This window comes from Parapedobacter soli (assembly GCF_025460835.1).
Classification (GTDB): Bacteria; Bacteroidota; Bacteroidia; order Sphingobacteriales; family Sphingobacteriaceae; genus Parapedobacter; species Parapedobacter soli.
The window spans coordinates 61,978-77,996 of record NZ_JAMXAY010000017.1; the positions used below are offsets into that span (position 1 = coordinate 61,978).

12 protein-coding genes are annotated in these 16,019 nt (G+C 50.1%); 3 read left to right on the forward strand and 9 right to left on the reverse strand.

The genetic code is table 11. The features are described 5' to 3' along the window. Positions 1–4: 4 nt before the first annotated feature. The 5 genes from NGM62_RS09590 to NGM62_RS09610 all read right to left on the reverse strand — a co-directional run bounded on the left by NGM62_RS09590 (position 5) and on the right by NGM62_RS09610 (position 9,455). A complete protein-coding gene (locus NGM62_RS09590; protein WP_262247488.1) occupies positions 5–1,813 on the reverse strand; it encodes a DUF5018 domain-containing protein in 1,809 nt (602 codons plus the stop codon). 25 nt (positions 1,814–1,838) lie between these two features. Beyond that, entirely contained in the window at positions 1,839–3,716 is a 1,878-nt protein-coding gene (locus tag NGM62_RS09595; RefSeq protein WP_262247489.1) for a RagB/SusD family nutrient uptake outer membrane protein, read from the reverse strand. Between the two features lie 20 nt (positions 3,717–3,736). Next, a complete protein-coding gene (locus tag NGM62_RS09600; protein ID WP_262247490.1) occupies positions 3,737–6,850 on the reverse strand; it encodes a SusC/RagA family TonB-linked outer membrane protein in 3,114 nt (1,037 codons plus the stop codon). 121 nt (positions 6,851–6,971) lie between these two features. After that, positions 6,972–8,213: a sugar MFS transporter gene (locus NGM62_RS09605; protein ID WP_262247492.1), complete on the reverse strand. Its 1,242-nt coding sequence runs from the start codon at positions 8,211–8,213 to the stop codon at positions 6,972–6,974. A gap of 3 nt (positions 8,214–8,216) precedes the next feature. Next, on the reverse strand, positions 8,217–9,455 hold the full coding sequence (locus NGM62_RS09610) for an AGE family epimerase/isomerase (RefSeq protein WP_262247495.1): 1,239 nt from the start codon (positions 9,453–9,455) through the stop codon (positions 8,217–8,219). A gap of 251 nt (positions 9,456–9,706) precedes the next feature. Between NGM62_RS09610 and NGM62_RS09615 the strand changes: the two genes are divergently transcribed. Then, positions 9,707–10,936 (forward strand): ROK family protein, encoded by a 1,230-nt coding sequence (locus NGM62_RS09615; protein ID WP_262247497.1) that lies wholly within the window; start codon positions 9,707–9,709, stop codon positions 10,934–10,936. On the opposite strand, the gene NGM62_RS09620 is transcribed toward NGM62_RS09615, so the two are convergent. Continuing rightward, a complete protein-coding gene (locus tag NGM62_RS09620; protein WP_262247499.1) occupies positions 10,926–11,066 on the reverse strand; it encodes a hypothetical protein in 141 nt (46 codons plus the stop codon). The two genes, NGM62_RS09615 and NGM62_RS09620, sit on opposite strands and share 11 nt — an antisense overlap. A 268-nt stretch (positions 11,067–11,334) precedes the next feature. Here NGM62_RS09620 and NGM62_RS09625 point away from each other — a divergent pair, with 268 nt between their 5' ends. Both NGM62_RS09625 and NGM62_RS09630 read left to right on the forward strand, forming a co-directional pair. Further along, positions 11,335–11,979 carry a DUF6266 family protein gene (locus NGM62_RS09625; RefSeq protein ID WP_262247501.1) on the forward strand — a complete coding sequence of 215 codons (645 nt, stop codon included), beginning with the start codon at positions 11,335–11,337 and terminating at the stop codon, positions 11,977–11,979. 148 nt (positions 11,980–12,127) lie between these two features. Next, the gene (locus NGM62_RS09630; RefSeq protein WP_262247502.1) at positions 12,128–12,802 is read left to right on the forward strand and encodes an ABC transporter ATP-binding protein; all 675 of its coding nucleotides are present in this window, start codon (positions 12,128–12,130) and stop codon (positions 12,800–12,802) included. A gap of 14 nt (positions 12,803–12,816) precedes the next feature. Here the strand turns inward: NGM62_RS09630 and NGM62_RS09635 are convergent, their stop codons facing one another. Genes NGM62_RS09635 through rsfS form a run of 3 tightly spaced genes read right to left on the reverse strand, consistent with a single transcriptional unit; the run spans position 12,817 to position 16,007 of the window. Next, positions 12,817–13,473, reverse strand: a complete 657-nt coding sequence (locus NGM62_RS09635; RefSeq protein ID WP_390936937.1) for a LutC/YkgG family protein — start codon at positions 13,471–13,473, stop codon at positions 12,817–12,819. 20 nt (positions 13,474–13,493) lie between these two features. Continuing rightward, positions 13,494–15,596 (reverse strand): ATP-dependent zinc metalloprotease FtsH, encoded by a 2,103-nt coding sequence (gene ftsH, locus NGM62_RS09640; RefSeq protein WP_262247506.1) that lies wholly within the window; start codon positions 15,594–15,596, stop codon positions 13,494–13,496. A gap of 36 nt (positions 15,597–15,632) precedes the next feature. Further along, the gene (gene rsfS / locus NGM62_RS09645; RefSeq protein ID WP_262247509.1) at positions 15,633–16,007 is read right to left on the reverse strand and encodes a ribosome silencing factor; all 375 of its coding nucleotides are present in this window, start codon (positions 16,005–16,007) and stop codon (positions 15,633–15,635) included. Between the last annotated feature and the right edge of the window lie 12 nt (positions 16,008–16,019).

The following is a 16,019-nucleotide window of genomic DNA, read 5'->3' on the forward strand; positions in this document are numbered from 1 at the left end:
GAACTTAATTTTCAAGTTTATACAGCTGTAAACCGATATTCGTGCAGGCAAACACCGCGTGCAATTTACCATTGATCACTGCCATATCGGCATCCATGGTATTATTTCCATTGGGTTCGCCCGAAGCCATCCATTTTTCAAAGATCGGCTGTTGGTAGGAATTGGCGCCGCCATCTGTAATATCGCAAATCCGGAACAACGCCCCCTTTCCGGAGACGTACGCTGTATACGCCAGATACGTGCGGCCGTTGTATTCCTTTATCTTGCAATCCGACGTCATGATGCCCGACTGTTGAAAATCAGCGTCGAAGGTGCTGGTCAGCGATGCAATTCCGCTGAAACTATTGCCAACAATCGCACTGACATAGCCGTCGGTTCCGATTGGCATCGGTTCCACGCTCCAGTAATAAGCGGTGCGATCAAACGGAATAGCGAACTTAGATGGCGTTTTGTTTAGCACGCCTCCCTGCACCTTCCACACGTATACTTCAGAACGCTGCGCAAGGCCCACGGTAATGATCGCGTCCCCATCGAGGCTACCGGTTATGTTGATGCCTGCTGTCCGCGGATTCGCATCGATGCCCAGTGTGGCCTTCGAATATGTGATATAGGGAACCGGTTTTGCAGTGACGTTATCCCACCGGTAAATCGTCTGCTGATCACTGGTAATACCCAGCGATACCACGAGCAGTCGCCCTTCGTCGTCCGACGCCAGTTTACGCAAGCTGTGCGCAATTTCCACCCCTGTCTTGTCCAGCATACCTACCGGTTTGCCGTCCAAGTCGTAGTAATTGGGCCCAATCTCGGTAGGTGCCACCGCGGAATAATTGGCAATGACGATATGGTTGCCGCTGAAGGCGACGCCCGCCATATCGTTTGCACCGAAACCGAACTGGTTGTAAGTTTTTTCCACCAGTGGCGTCAAGGATAACCTTGGCCGCGCGATGGTGAATGTCTTTTCTATCCCATCCGACCCGGTTATTTTCACTTGGTTGTCGCCCGCCAGCAAATTAAGCCCTTTTCCCGTAAATGCGGGGTCCAACCGGTTTCCAAACCCGGTTTCCAGCACCACGTCGGCAGCTGAAAAATCGGCCAGACCCGTTATATATGGAACCAGTGTCGAGCTTTCGACCACGACCACGGAATCCGTGGGTACGCCGTTGATGGTCATTCCCTGCACTGACGCCGGCCCGACATCCTGCGTTGTGATGATGAAATCGTACGTATAGCGCGTCTCTTCATCGACCGCTAGTAGGGTGAGGCTCTTCGGTTCCGTATAATCGTCCGCTTGGCCATTGGCGAAATCAACCAACGTACCGTTCAGGAATTCTAGGGTAACCGCCAGATTGGAAAGGTCGGTTCCTTCGGGAACCTGGACAATGAGCGATGCTTCGGCAAAATGGATGTGGTCGGCCTCCACAGCCAGCCCTTCGATGATGAAGCTAGCCAATGCGGGGGGCGACTGAACTTTCAGCGTCACTTCGCGTTGACTGCCATCAGCCCCTTTCAGCTGAATGTTAAGGGGCTTACGGCAATCGTATTCCCTGCTGTTCTCAAATCCTACCAATTCCCCATTGGCAACCAATAACTGTAGATTTACACGGGAAAGATCTTGCCCTGCCGGAAGTGTAACCACCACCGACTGATCATTATTTTGCGGCAGGAAAAGGTCGCCGTTTATTTTTACGCCGACAATGTCTACGCCCTCAAAGGCTCTGTCGTCTAATTTTTCCTTTTCACAGGAAACTGTCAATACGCAGGCGAACATCAGCGTCAGGATGCTAGGCCACGTTACGATTCGTATCTTTTTCATAACCTGATTCATTTCTTGCTTGAGTCTATTCACCATATCCTGCATTCTGTGTCAGCCAGGGGGCTTTGTTCCGTTCGGTCTGTGGAATTGGCCACAGATACAGCTTGTCGTCCCACATGCGATCTCTATCGCGCACCCTCAGTTTGCTTGCATATGCCTGATAGCTGGCTATATCGTTGAGGTCGCGTTCCGATCCGGCCGGCCCATACGACGGCACCATATCCGGCGTAACCTGCTCATATCCGTCGGGATAAATTCCCTGGGCCGCATTGACGCCGCTTGCCAACGGGTAGCCGTAGGTAGGCTCCGCGTTTTGCAGGTCGCCGATACGCCACCTACGCATATCAAAGAAATGCAAAGATTCCCGGGAAAACTCAACCTTGCGTTCGCGTCTGACAATTTGCCGCATCTTGGCCTCATCACCGTTGCGCGATGGGTCTACGGTGAGGATCCCCGGCATGCCGACCCTGGTTCGTACCTGATCGACCGCATTTACAACCGTCGCATCCATCTCACCAAGTTCAATTTTGGCTTCTGCATAGTTCAGCAGTATTTCTGCATACCGCATAATCAGGATGTTATAGGTAGGCGTTGCTGATGCCTCATCGTCAAAGTGGTTATACTTTTTCCAGGCAAAGCCGACACCGCTCTGTACGTACCCATATTGAGCTACTGCCCCGGCATAGTCCGCGTTGTCCACTTCCCGCTCGTTTCCCTCGGCATCCCACGCTTTGGTTTTGGGCTTGTACAATTCCATCAGAAATTTCTGCTTATTGCTTCCTGTATTTCCGATGATTGTATCGTGGTGCGTATAGATGGAATACTTTAATCGGGGATCCCGGTTATCAAAAGGTTTTTTCGGATCGTATCCGGACCCCGGTTCGTCAATCCGCTTTCCGTTGGCCATCTCGTAGGTGTCAACCAATTGCTGCGTTGGGAACCGTCCGCTTTGTCCGATCATCCGAACTTGTTCACCGAGCGACAGGTAATGTGTACTTTTGCTTCCAAAATCCGAAAACATCATGAACAACATCGTCTCGCTCTTCGCGTCGGCTTTTAGCTGCCCCGCGCGGGTAAAGAGGTCGTTGAAGTTATTAGCCAAGCTGCGGCCACTTTCATCCATTACCCGTTTTGCTGCGGTTTCGGCGTGCCGGAAATAGGCTTCTGCCTTCGCGTCGTCTGTCGCTCCATCTTTTCCGTATCCGAATTTCGCCCATGAACCGGCATAAAGTGCAATCCGCGATTTAAGGCCTAACGCTACGGATTTATCAACCCGACCCCACTCCAGTGCCGTCCACGGAAGCACCGCTACAGCTGCATCCAAGTCAGCAATAATCAGGTCCACGACCTCGTTCCACGGTGTCCGTTCCACGCTCCTGAGTTGCTCGGCGGTAACCCCGATGGGAAAATAAGGAACATCACCATACAGGCTAACCAGTTGGATGTAAAAGTGCGCCCGGAGGGTCTTTATCTCTGCCAGGTAAATTTTGGCGTTGTCATTCAACTGATCGTAAAAAGGTGCAGCGCCATCCAGTACTGTATTGCAGCGGGCAATGGAGGTATATAATATCGCCCACGTTTGCTCATTCGTGAAATTTGAACGCAGGTCTACATTGCCCACCCCTATCGATGTATTGTCTGCCCGCTCAATGCCAAACGGCGTGTACATATCCCACAGCACGGACAGCGGGATGGAAGATGAACTCGCATGATCCATCTTCAAGCGCTGGTATACACCATTGGCACCTTGCCGGATGGCTCCTTCGTTGTTATAGAAATTAGACGACAGGTAGTCGCTGAGCGGTTCGCGGTCCAGGTAGTTCTCGCAGCCGGACGTGAGCGCCAGGGCGACCACCGAAATCCAGAAGACGGGAATCGATACCTTTTTATTTCGTTCTTTCATAATACGTATCATTTTTTAGGTTAAAACTTCAGATCCAGACCAAAGGTGTACGTTTTCATAATGGGATAAAATTCTCCGCCCAGCGAGCCACCGTAGCTTACTTCCGGATCGTATCCTTTGTAGAAATTGCTGAGGGTAATCAGGTTCTGGCCGCTTACATACAACCGAATGCTACCGACACCCATCCGCTTCGTAAAGGGGTTGTTGAGCGTATATCCCAGCATCACGTTTTTCAATCTGCCATAAGAAGCATCGCGAACCCATTTATCAGAGCGCACGAAATTGTCCGCGGAATTAGCTTCAGGAACCAGTATGGGGTAATCGGCGTTCGGATTGTCTTCCGACCAGTAATCCAGCTGATGCCTAAATAAGTTTGCCCCGTTGGCAAACGGCTTCAAACCGATGCCGCTCAGAAATGCCGATCGCTTGCCAACGCCCTGAATAAAGGCTGTGAAATCAAATTGCCGCCACGACGCATTGAGGGTCAGCCCATATTCCATATGCGGGAACGGATCGCCAAGGTAAACCAAGTCGCGGGAATCAATCACCATCGGGTCAACGCCTTCTCCCTCATAAATCTTTTTATATTTCACGTACCCTGGGCGGACACTTTTACTCAGTGCCGGCGAGGATGCCACGTCGTCCCAGTCGGTGTAATAGCCATCGGTTAGGTATCCCCAAACGCCGTTATTCGGGTATCCCTCTACCATGGAGCGGTCTTGTGTAGTCAATCCATTCAGGTTTGTGATTTCGTTTTGGTTGTCGTTGAGTGATAAGGTTACACCATACCGGAACTCATTGATTCTTCCTTTATGCCCGATACTGATTTCCCAGCCCCGGTTCTCCATATCGCCGGCATTGGAAAACGCTGGTTGCATCCCCGCATAGTACGGCAATGGGAATTTGAGCAGCATGTCATAAATGGATTTCACATAGTAGTCTGCGGTAACTGACAATTTATCGTTCCATAGATTCACATCCACCCCCACATCAAATTGCTTCGATTTTTCCCACAGAATATTGGCATTTGCCAGCGCAGTCTGTGCAACGCCCGAAGCCAATTCCTTGTTGTCGCCCAAGTAATACCCATATCCGGGATTAACCGTGGCCGTATAGGGATAGTTTCCGATATCCTGATTACCGAGCACACCGTACGAAACACGGATCTTCAGCATATCCAGGTAGTTCGACGTTGCCTCCATGAAGTCTTCCGCCGAAACAACCCAGCCCGCCGATACTGACGGGAAAAAGCCCCAGCGGTTTTTAGTAATAAAACGAGAAGACCCATCGTAGCGACCGTTGACTTCCAGCAGGTACTTTTCGGCAAAGTTGTAGTTAATCCTGCCATAGCCAGACATCATGGCCCAACTGTTGGCACCGCCACCCGATGTAGCTGTGGCACCGTCGCCATTGCCCAGGTAATAGCGCCCCAGCTCAAACCCGCGCTTGCTGCCAAAGAACGATGAGAAATGGCTGTCTTCGGCCTGGAAACCTGCCAAGATCTTTGCATAGTGCTGACCGTGTTGTTTTTCATACGATCCCTGGAACCGGTAGAAATTGCGGATCGTCTCTTGCCAACCTTCTTGCAGGTTGTCTTGCGATGGGTACATCCCCATTACAGCTCCCTTCAGGGACACCGTATAGGGAAGGATGAGACTACGGTCACGGAGGGTTACATTGCGATACGAATATTGCCCGACCAATTCCAGTCCTTCTAAGGGCGTTAATGTAAGTGTACCATTTAGCAAGACCTCCGAATTTTTATCCAGTTGTTCGCCGCTATCATTGGCCTGAGCTGCAGGGTTGTCACCATTTTTGCCATAGCCCCAATGGCCATCCAGCTCTTTGGCCGCAGACAGCGTGGGCAACATATACAATGCCTTATTGATGATGCTTTTCGGCGTGCTCACACCCGGTGCTTTTGTCGTAGATTGCCGCAGGTTGGTATTTAGCGCTAACCGAGCCCAAGGTGCCAGTTGTGCGTCCGCATTGACCCGAAAATTCACCCGTTTGTAGCTATTGTTGGGAATCAGTCCATCTTGGTGCAGGTAAGAGCCTGCCCCAAAGAACCTGATCCGCTCCGTTCCTCCCTGTATCGACAGGCTATGTTTTTGCAGGAGCGAAACGTCCTTCATCGTGGCGTCTCTCCAATCGGTATCGTAGCGATTCCAGTTATCCGGTCTAAGGTTCTTCTGATCTTCAATCAGCTTCAGCTGTTGTTCGCGTTGCGTGGGAGACACCGAAATGCCCGCATTGTCCCAAGCCTTTAGCTCCGCATCCAGGTATTCCCACGCATCTACCGCTTCGGGCATGTTTGTGGGCTGCTGCAATGTGGTATAACCGTTGTAAGTCGTTGAAATTTTCCCCGCAGTGCCTCGCTTGGTGGTGATCAGGATGACGCCGTTGGACGCCCGGGACCCATAGATGGATGCCGAAGCGGCATCCTTCAGTACGGAGATACTTTCTACAGTGTTGATGTCAACCTGGTCTATACTCATCTCGATACCGTCTACCAACACCAATGGGAAAGTGGTTGAGTTGATCGATCCGATACCCCGTATCCGGATGTTGGAACCGTCTGCACCCGGTTGACCAGATGTTTGCTGGATGGTAACCCCGGGCATGGTACCCTGCAAGGCTGTCGAAAGCGATGCAACACTCCGTTTGGCAATATCAGTTGCGCTAACTGCGGATACCGATCCGGTTAGGTTTGCCTTCCGTTGCGTACCGTACCCTACCACCACCACTTCGTCCAATTGGTTTTCTGCCAATTGAAGGGTAACGGCCAGCTGTTTCTGTTCACCTACCGTCTGGCTGAACGGTTCGTATCCGACCAGTGAAAATTCGAGCATGTCTCCCGATGCGGCTTCCATCAAAAATGCACCCTCCGCATCCGTTATGGCAACGCGCGACGTTCCCGCAACCCGCACCGTAACACCTTGCAAGGCTTCACCGGCTTCGTTCACCACTTTACCGGCAATCCCCGCTTGCTGCAGCCAGCCGATAACCGACGGACTCGGGGCGCTTTTCTTTGCAATGGAGCTCATTGGCAGCAGAAAACAAACCATCATAAGCGCCTCCAACGGTATGGATGGTCTTCCTCTGCCGACTTTCGTTCTTTTTTTTGGATTCATTATCATTGTTTTAGTTGGTTAGATTCGTAAAATAAAACTTGACAGTCATACATTGTCCGTGTAACCGTCTATCATCGTCACTGGTTCCACCGTTGATTGGAAATTTTCATCCGCGTATCCATTATTCGGCCCGCCTCGGCTGGTATCCGCGCCAGGCAAAAAACACGATATACAAATAACAGATAAGTGGCAAACCAAAAGAGACCTGCCAACTAAAGCGATCGATTAACAACCCCTGTAGGTAAGGAATCACGGCGCCACCAACAATAGCAGAAGAAAGAAGGCCGGAAGCCCGTGTTGTGTGTGTTCCGAGTCCATGGATGGAAAGCGAAAATACAATAGCGAACATCACCGAGTTACATAGGCCTACAGCAACCATGCTCCACACGGCCAAATAACCAGTGGAGAAAACGGAAAGCAAGATTAAGCTAATGGATGCCGCCCCCATCCAACGGAGCACTACCTCCGGTTTGACCACCTTCAACACCAATGATCCGAGCAATCTACCTACCAACATACCGCCCCAGTAAAACGAGACATAGGTGTTGGCCATATGCTCTTCGATACCGATGGTGTCGGCGATGTAGTTGGTTAGAAAGGTGCCGATGGCTACTTCGGCACCGACATACATAAATAAAGCAACGAGCCCAAATTTGAGGTGCCTGAAAGAGAAAATCCCGGCCTTTACATCATGAGACGCGCCTGTCGGCCCGCTTTTGGTAATCATCGTGGGTAGGGCTATACAAGAAACAACCACCGCGATGATCACCAAGATGCCACCTATGCCCAAATAAGGTATGCTTACGGCATTATTCGCCACACCAGAGGTAGATATCTTGGATAGTATAAAGTGTGCTCCAAAAAGGGGCGCAACGGTTGTACCTATAGAGCCGATACCTTGTATAATGGTAAGTCTTGATGATGCGGTCTCTGGTTTCCCAAGTAATGTAATATAAGGGTTGGCGGCTACTTGCAGTAAAACAATACCAATAGCGAGAATAAATAAGGCGCCGAGGAATACGCCGTACTGGTGCCACAAAGAAGCCGGATAAAAGAGAAAAGCGCCAATACCGGCTATTGCAAAACCGTAAACCATCCCGCGTTTGTACCCTACTTTTTCAACGATCCTTCCCGCTGGCACTGACATAACCGCGTAGGTGAGAAAAAAATAGAACTGCACTAAGGCTGAGTCGGCATAGCTCAACGCAAATCCCGCCTTGAAAAATGGCACCAACGTGTCGTTCAAGCACGTGATGAAACCCATCATGAAGTACAAAACAGCCAATACGACGAGCGCAGGCGTATAGCGCCGCCCATTATTGGTACTGCTTGTCATCGGACTATTTACAACCCCTAATGCCATACGTTATGTATATTGAATCAGTGTGTTCCGTTGTGTCGTCCGCATGTCTTCCATCGTTCTCCACAGCTGAAACAGCCCCCGCGGCACGTGGAAGCACCCTTTCCATTTTCCACCTTTCAACGGAAGGAGTACTTCCCCTTGCCGATTGAGATAACCGTACCACTCCCCTCCTTCAGCATCGGGGAAATGGGACCAAGTATACTCGTGGAGCCTGTTGAACCATTCGGCGCAACGCTGGTCGCCCGTGTGCAAGTAACCTTTCGCAAATGCGATCATCGCTTCGATATGTACCCACCAAAGCTTTTGGTCCCACTCTAGTTGTTGCAGGGGCTTGCCTTTTACATCCAAAAAATAAAAGATACCACCATAGGTTTTATCCCAGCCGTATTCGACAAGCTGTACGGCGATGTCGATAGCTTGCTTCATCAGTTCCGTACTACCGGTGCGTTTAGCAAGGTCCATCACAAACCACATCGCTTCCAAGCCGTGGCCGGGATTCACCAACCGGCCGTCAAAAGAATCGGAAAATTGACCATCAGTGGTTACGTTTTCCAAAACGACACCGACATCGGGTTGATAGAACGTTTCCATAACGGACTGGATGCCGTACTGGATGGTACTATCGACCAGATCGGATTCAATCAAATGTTCAATCTCGAGCACCAAGTTGCATAGGATCATCGGTAATGCGAAATTCTGCAGTGGTCGCGTATCCGGATATTGCTTGTTGTACTTTCCCTTCGGGTCAGCCTGGCGCCGCAAGATATTGTTGAACGTGTTCTTTGCAATAACAGCATATTCCGCCCGGCCGGTAGCTTTGTATAATTGACCGAAGGCCATGGCAGCAAAGCAGTCCGAGAAAATATTATAGGGCTGAACCAAGGGCCGCCCCTCCCGATTCACCGCGAAATACCAATTCCCCTGCGCATCGGTGCCGTGGGCTTCGAGGAAATCAGCACCAATCTGTGCTGCATCGAGCCATTCTTGCCGCTTCTCAACGGTATTATAAAGCATTGCGAATGTCCAGACCTGTCGAGCTTGCAGCCAAATAAACTTATCGGTATCGTAAACACCGCCCGACTCGTCTAAACAGCTGTAGTAACCCCCATATTCGGTATCGAGTGAGTTTAACAACCAAAAGGGAACTACATCATCTAACAATTGGCGCTTATACAGGTCCGCCAACCCATCGGTATCAATCATATTATTTTCGCACACTACATGTAAACGTACCTCGGCCATCAATTGGCCTATAATTGTGACTGCTAAATAAAAATATAAATTTTAATAATCCAAATTATTTTTAAATATTTTTTTTATATACCTGACATTAAATAAATTTTTTGGTTATCTATTCCCTATTATTTTGTGTGAAACGGACAGTCACTCCTATTTAATGGAGGCACCGTCCGTACATAGGTAGAAATAATCAGGTTATTTTTAATTTTTTTTAAAAATGTATACATTTGCATATCCATGGTAATATATATCCGATGACGACTACTTTCTTTGATGAATTGCACAGTGCTGAGCTTTCGGGCGTGGCCTATAAAAATGTGCAGCTAAAAAAGAGGATACTCGCCCATTTTGCAAATGAGGGGAGCACTACACTGGCCGATCTTAGTAAAGAGATCAACACGAGCATACCGAAGATAAGCGACCTTGTCAACGGACTCATTGCCGATGGGTTGGCCAAGGACTATGGAAAGTCAGGTTCGGGTGTCGGCCGTAGACCGAATTTGTATGGCCTAGAGCCCGATTCGGCATTTTTCATCGGCGTTGAAGTAAAGAAATCGCACATCAACATTGGCCTGATGGACTTCAAGCGCAGCCTCATTAAAGTGACCATGGGCATCCCCTACCTGCTGAATAACACGGAAGAGTCGCTGAACACCTTATGTACGGTTATCGATGAGTTTATCCGCGCCAGTTCGGTGCAGCGCGAAAAAATCCTCGGAATCGGCGTTAACCTCACGGGTCGCATCAATTACAAAACCGGATACAGCTATAGTTTCTTCAACTTCCACGAGGACCCGTTAAGCAAGATCATAGAGGCATACATCGGTATCCACACTTTTCTCGAAAACGACTCGAGGGCCATGGCCTACGGCGAATTTTGCAACGGCGCAGTACGCGAAGAAAAGGATGTGCTGTTTGTGAACCTCGACCACGGCATTGGTATGGGCATCATGGTTAATGGCCAGCTTTACTATGGCAAATCGGGTTTCGCAGGTGAAGTGGGGCATATACCGATGCTCGACAATGAAATCCTATGCCATTGCGGCAAAAAGGGCTGCTTGGAAACCGAAGCCTCGGGCGAAGCGATTACCCGCATATTCAAGGAGCGGCTCAGCAAAGGGGCTACCAGCATTGTTACAAACAAACGCCCTGTAGTTGACGAAATCACCTTGGAAGATATCATAGAAGCGGCCAACAACGATGATACATTGGCCATCGAGCTCATTACAGAAGCCGGCGAGAAAATTGGCAAGGGCATGGCTATGTTGGTGAACCTTTTCAATCCCGAATTGATTATCCTTGGTGGATGCTTGGCCACCACGGGCGATTACATCCGGCTGCCCATCAAAAACGCCTTGAATAAATACTCACTAAGCCTGGTGAATAACGATACGCAGTTGGCCATTTCCCAATTGGCAGACCGGGCTGGCATCACCGGCGCCTGCCTGCTGGTGCGCGATCGCTTACTCGCTATTACTTCCTAGCGGATGGCTTGCAGCCCTCAACCAGCTCCTCCGGCGTCTTCCGCGACAAGCCGTAATAGAACCGTTGGCCGGCTATATACTTTTCCTTGAATTCAAAGTTCTCGAACGACGGCCCCCAGGGGATGGGCATATAACGGGGCAATGGCATAAATATGAGCTGGCGAAACGAGCTGCATACTTTTAAAGCATCTAGGAGACCATGAATAAACAACGACCACACAAATTCGTCAAAAGTCCCATTAGTCGATAGGTCTTAATAGGAACATTATAGGGTTTTTATAGGGACTTCATAGGGGAAAACACGAATTATATCCCTATTATATATTATCTAAATCCCTTTAACATTTTGATTAATCTAGAGAACATTGTACATTTGGTGAGAAACCAATAACAAAACCATGGCAGTATTTAAAAACGGTCCGAACGGTAGCTTCAGTGGAAAAGTAGGTAGCGTAGTCGGCTATAAATGGAAAGGCATTGATGTGATCCGGGGATTACCCCGTAAAAGCAACAAACCACGCAGCGAAGCACGATTGGCGAACGAACAGGCGATGAAACTCATTATGGGCGTGCTCAAACCATTAAAGCTATTCATCCGCATGGGTTTCCGGGATGCAGCGGAGCCATTGAACATGAGTGCCTTTAACCTCGCGCTGTCGCGGAACAAAAAGCATGCAATCAGAGGCCAATACCCCGATTTAGAAATCGACTGGGATAACCTGCGAATAAGCCAGGGCGATCGCGCCGGCGTTAGGGACTTAACCGCCGAATGGGTAGCCGACGGTCTGCGACTCACCTGGGCAACAAATATCGGCAGCGCTCCCGGGCATGCCGCCGACCTGCTGTCTTTCGCCGTATACTCACCTGTGGAAAATTTTTGGTGGCCCTTCTTTAATGAAGCCACACGGGGTGCCGGCGAATGTGTTCTTCCACATGACGAAGATTGGCTATCTAGCGGAGCACATGTATTTGCTATGCTTGTTTCGTTTACCGGAGATGCGGTCTCGGACAGCAGCCACGTACATGTCCCAGCCCGGGGCTAGCGGAAAACAAACCGCTGTACGCAAACGGACAGCAGGTGTTCGATATCGGACACTGCCCCAACCCCTGAAAACAATAACATGCTGTTTATAAGTACATTAATTTTTTGGAACGGTAATGTATGGGGATTAATCGTAATTAGCGGTCGACATGATTAAAATCTCAGAACTACAGAAATTTTACCGTACCGAAGAAGTGGAAACGGTAGCGCTCAACAACTTAAGTATCCACGTACAGGAGGGCGAATTCGTTGCCGTGATGGGGCCATCCGGATGTGGCAAGTCAACATTACTCAACATCGTGGGCCTGCTTGACGACCTGGACAGTGGGAGCTACCTGTTCAACAATATCGAAGTAGCCAGATTCAATGAACGGAAACGCTCCGACCTACGCAAACACAATATCGGTTTCGTTTTCCAAAGCTTCAACCTTATCGATGAGCTAACCGTTTTTGAAAATGTGGAGCTGCCGCTCATCTATACCAAGGTACCGGCTGGCGAGCGCAAGAAGCGCGTGGAAGAAGTACTGGAAAAGGTCCAGATCATGCACCGCCGCAACCATTTCCCACAGCAGCTGTCGGGTGGCCAGCAGCAGCGTGTAGCCGTAGCGCGGGCCGTAGTGAACCGCCCGAAGCTGATCCTGGCGGATGAGCCCACCGGTAACCTCGACTCCAACAACGGGAATGAGGTCATGCAGCTGCTTACCGAGCTTAACGAACAGGGCACGACCATTGTGATGGTAACCCACAGCGAGCATGACGCCCGCTATGCCGACCGCATTATCCGCATGCTGGATGGACAGGTATTAATGGAAACCGTGGGCTGAGGGAAGTGTCCCTTTCAACCCAACCGATCTTCCAATAAGAAGACATAGAGGTCTTTCGGCCCGTGGGCTCCTAATACCAATGTTTTTTCAATATCGGCGGTACGGCTCGGCCCGGTGACGACACTGACCAACGACGGCATGTTATCGCCGTACCGCTCCTTGACAAGGCTAAAGCCATCTTTGAGATCCATGACCAATTGGGAGGCATAAGCCACCACGACATGGATATGCGGATAAATCGTTAGGCGCCGGCCGGCGGCGCTACCATTGCTGACCAGCACGCTGCCCGACCGCGCAATCAGTGCTTCACAAGCTGTGATACCTGCCTCAGCCTCCGTGAAATCCTTATCGGTCTGGAAATAGGGGAATTCATATTGGTCTAACAGCTGCTTCACACGCGGCTCCCACGCATACATCCGGCGCAGCTTCTCCTGTTCGGCCAAAGCCAGCAACCCCTCAATGAAACTTATCTCATCTTCACAGTAAATGAAATGACCGGCAACGGCCGTGAGCCGCTGGGCAAACAGTACATCCATGGGCTCGGACGTCTCGGCGTGCAAAGCGGTCTCCTCAAAATTGGGAAACGGATGTTCCCGCTTTTGCAATAAGGCATGCCGAACCTTCTTCAGCATCTGCTCTTTAGCCGTGATCGCCTTTATGTTTCTTTGCAAACCAATTCTGTTAGCACGATTTACGTCGAGGTTGTCCCCGTGGCATCGCCTTTGGCAGGCTTATCGTCCAATACGCCCGAGTTATCGCCCACCCCGTCATGTACCAATCCCTCCGCAGCCTTGCTTTGGTCCCCTTCGTCAGATTCACCGTTTACAAATTCGTCATAGGTGGTACGGTGGTCAAAGGGTCGCTTACCCAATATTTCTTCCAGATCAGACTGGAAGAGGATTTCCTTTTCAAGCAGCTTGGTAGCTAATGCATTGAGGCCATCCTGCTTGTCGAGCAGAAGCTGCTTCGTTTTGCCGTAGATATCGGCAATCAGCTTACGCACTTCTTCGTCAATCAATTCAGCTGTTTTCTCAGAATATGGACGCTGGAATTGGTGTTCCTGGTTGTCATTGAACGACACGTTGCCGACGCGGTCGTTCATGCCATACACTGCCACCATAGCGTAAGCCAGCTTGGTAATCCGCTCCAAGTCGTTCTGTGCGCCGGTGGATATTTTACCGAAAGTAATGTCTTCGGCTACCCGGCCGCCCATGGTCATACACATGCCGTCGATCAACTGCTCGGTTGTATACAGAAACTGTTCCTTGGGTAAGTACTGCGCATACCCCAAGGCGGCTACCCCACGCGGCACAATAGACACCTTTACCAATGGGTCTGCATGCTCAAGGAACCAGCCTGCGATGGCATGCCCGGCTTCATGGAATGCAACAATCCGTTTCTCTTCCGGAGAGATGATCTTGTTTTTCTTCTCCAAGCCGCCAATCACACGGTCTATCGCATCTTGGAAGTCGTGCATGTCAATAGCCGTTTTATTGCGCCGGGCGGCAATAAGGGCCGCTTCGTTACATACGTTGGCAATCTCAGCACCTGCAAAACCGGGGGTCTGTGCCGAAAGCTTCTTGGCGTCCACATCAGCCGCCAATTTCAGCGGTTTAAGGTGTACCTTGAAAATCTGCTCACGCCCCACTAAATCGGGCTTATCGATGGAAATCTGCCGGTCGAACCGCCCGGGGCGCAGCAAGGCTGAGTCTAACACGTCCGGCCTGTTGGTGGCAGCCATGATGATAATACCTGAGTCGGTACCGAAGCCATCCATCTCCACCAGCAGTTGGTTCAATGTATTCTCACGCTCGTCATTGCCGCCCATCACACTGTTCTTGCCGCGTGCGCGCCCGATAGCATCGATTTCGTCGATAAAGATAATACATGGGGCCTTATCCTTGGCCTGGCGGAAGAGGTCACGCACGCGCGATGCACCCACGCCCACAAACATCTCCACGAAGTCTGAGCCGGAAAGTGAGAAGAAGGGCACCTGCGCTTCTCCTGCCACCGCTTTGGCCAGCAAGGTTTTACCGGTACCCGGCGAACCTACCAATAGCGCTCCTTTGGGGATTTTACCTCCCAAGCTCGTGTATTTTTTAGGATTTTTCAAGAAATCAACGATTTCCATCACTTCCTGCTTAGCCTCTTCCAATCCCGCCACATCGTTGAATGTAATGGCTACCTGCGATTCCTTGTCGAAAAGCGTAGCTTTGGATTTCCCAATATTGAAGATCTGGCCTCCGGGCCCACCGCCACCGCCCATGCGGCGCATGATGAAGATCCAAAAAACAATGATCAGCAGCAGCGGCAACATGATGGAAAAGATCCACCCCGTCCAAGCGTTGGTGCGGTCCTCTAACCGCAGCGACACCCGGTCGGCCGCAGGCAAATCGGCCTGCGCTTCGTCCAGTTTGCGTTCCAATGCGTCGTACGAACCATCTGTGAAGAAGTACTGTGGGCCGCTGGGCGGCGACAGGCTCAGCCCATTGGCGTTCGGCCGTACATCTTTATACTTATCTTCTGTAAGCCGGTCTTTCTTGATAAACACCTCGACGAAGAAAAGGTCATTACGCTTATAGGCAATCAGGCGATCCACATCCCCTTCCTTCAGCATCTTTTCCTCAAACTCCTGGTATGTAATCTGCTTTGCGCTCTCGTCTGTAAAAAGATATTGCAACGCAAAGAACCCGAAAAACATGGCCACCCACAACCAAATGATGTTGAACCGTGGCGGCTTTGGCGTTACCTTCTTACTGGGCACTCTCTTTAAACTATCTGGTCCTTTAGGCATACCTTTGCTTCCCCTTAATTTAATGCTATGTGTGAATTACGCGCTTCGGTAATATTCCATTTCGGCATCGCCCCATAGATCTTCAATACCGTAGTAGCTGCGTTTGTCTGTTTTGAAAATATGTACAACAACATCGACGAAATCCAATAAAATCCATTCGCCGTGTTCCATTCCTTCCTTACGCCAAGGTTCTTGGTGGAGTGCCTTATAGACCTCTTCTTCCACACTTTTAGCCAATGCGTTGACCTGTGTGGACGAGTCTGCGTGGCAGATTACGAAATAATCAGAGACCGACCCCCCTATGTTCCTCAAATCAAGCCTAACGATTTCATTTCCTTTCTTCTCCTGCATGCCATGGACAACAACCTCTGATAAGCGGGCGGATAGGACTGATTTTTTGTTTTTTATCATTAAAAATAATTA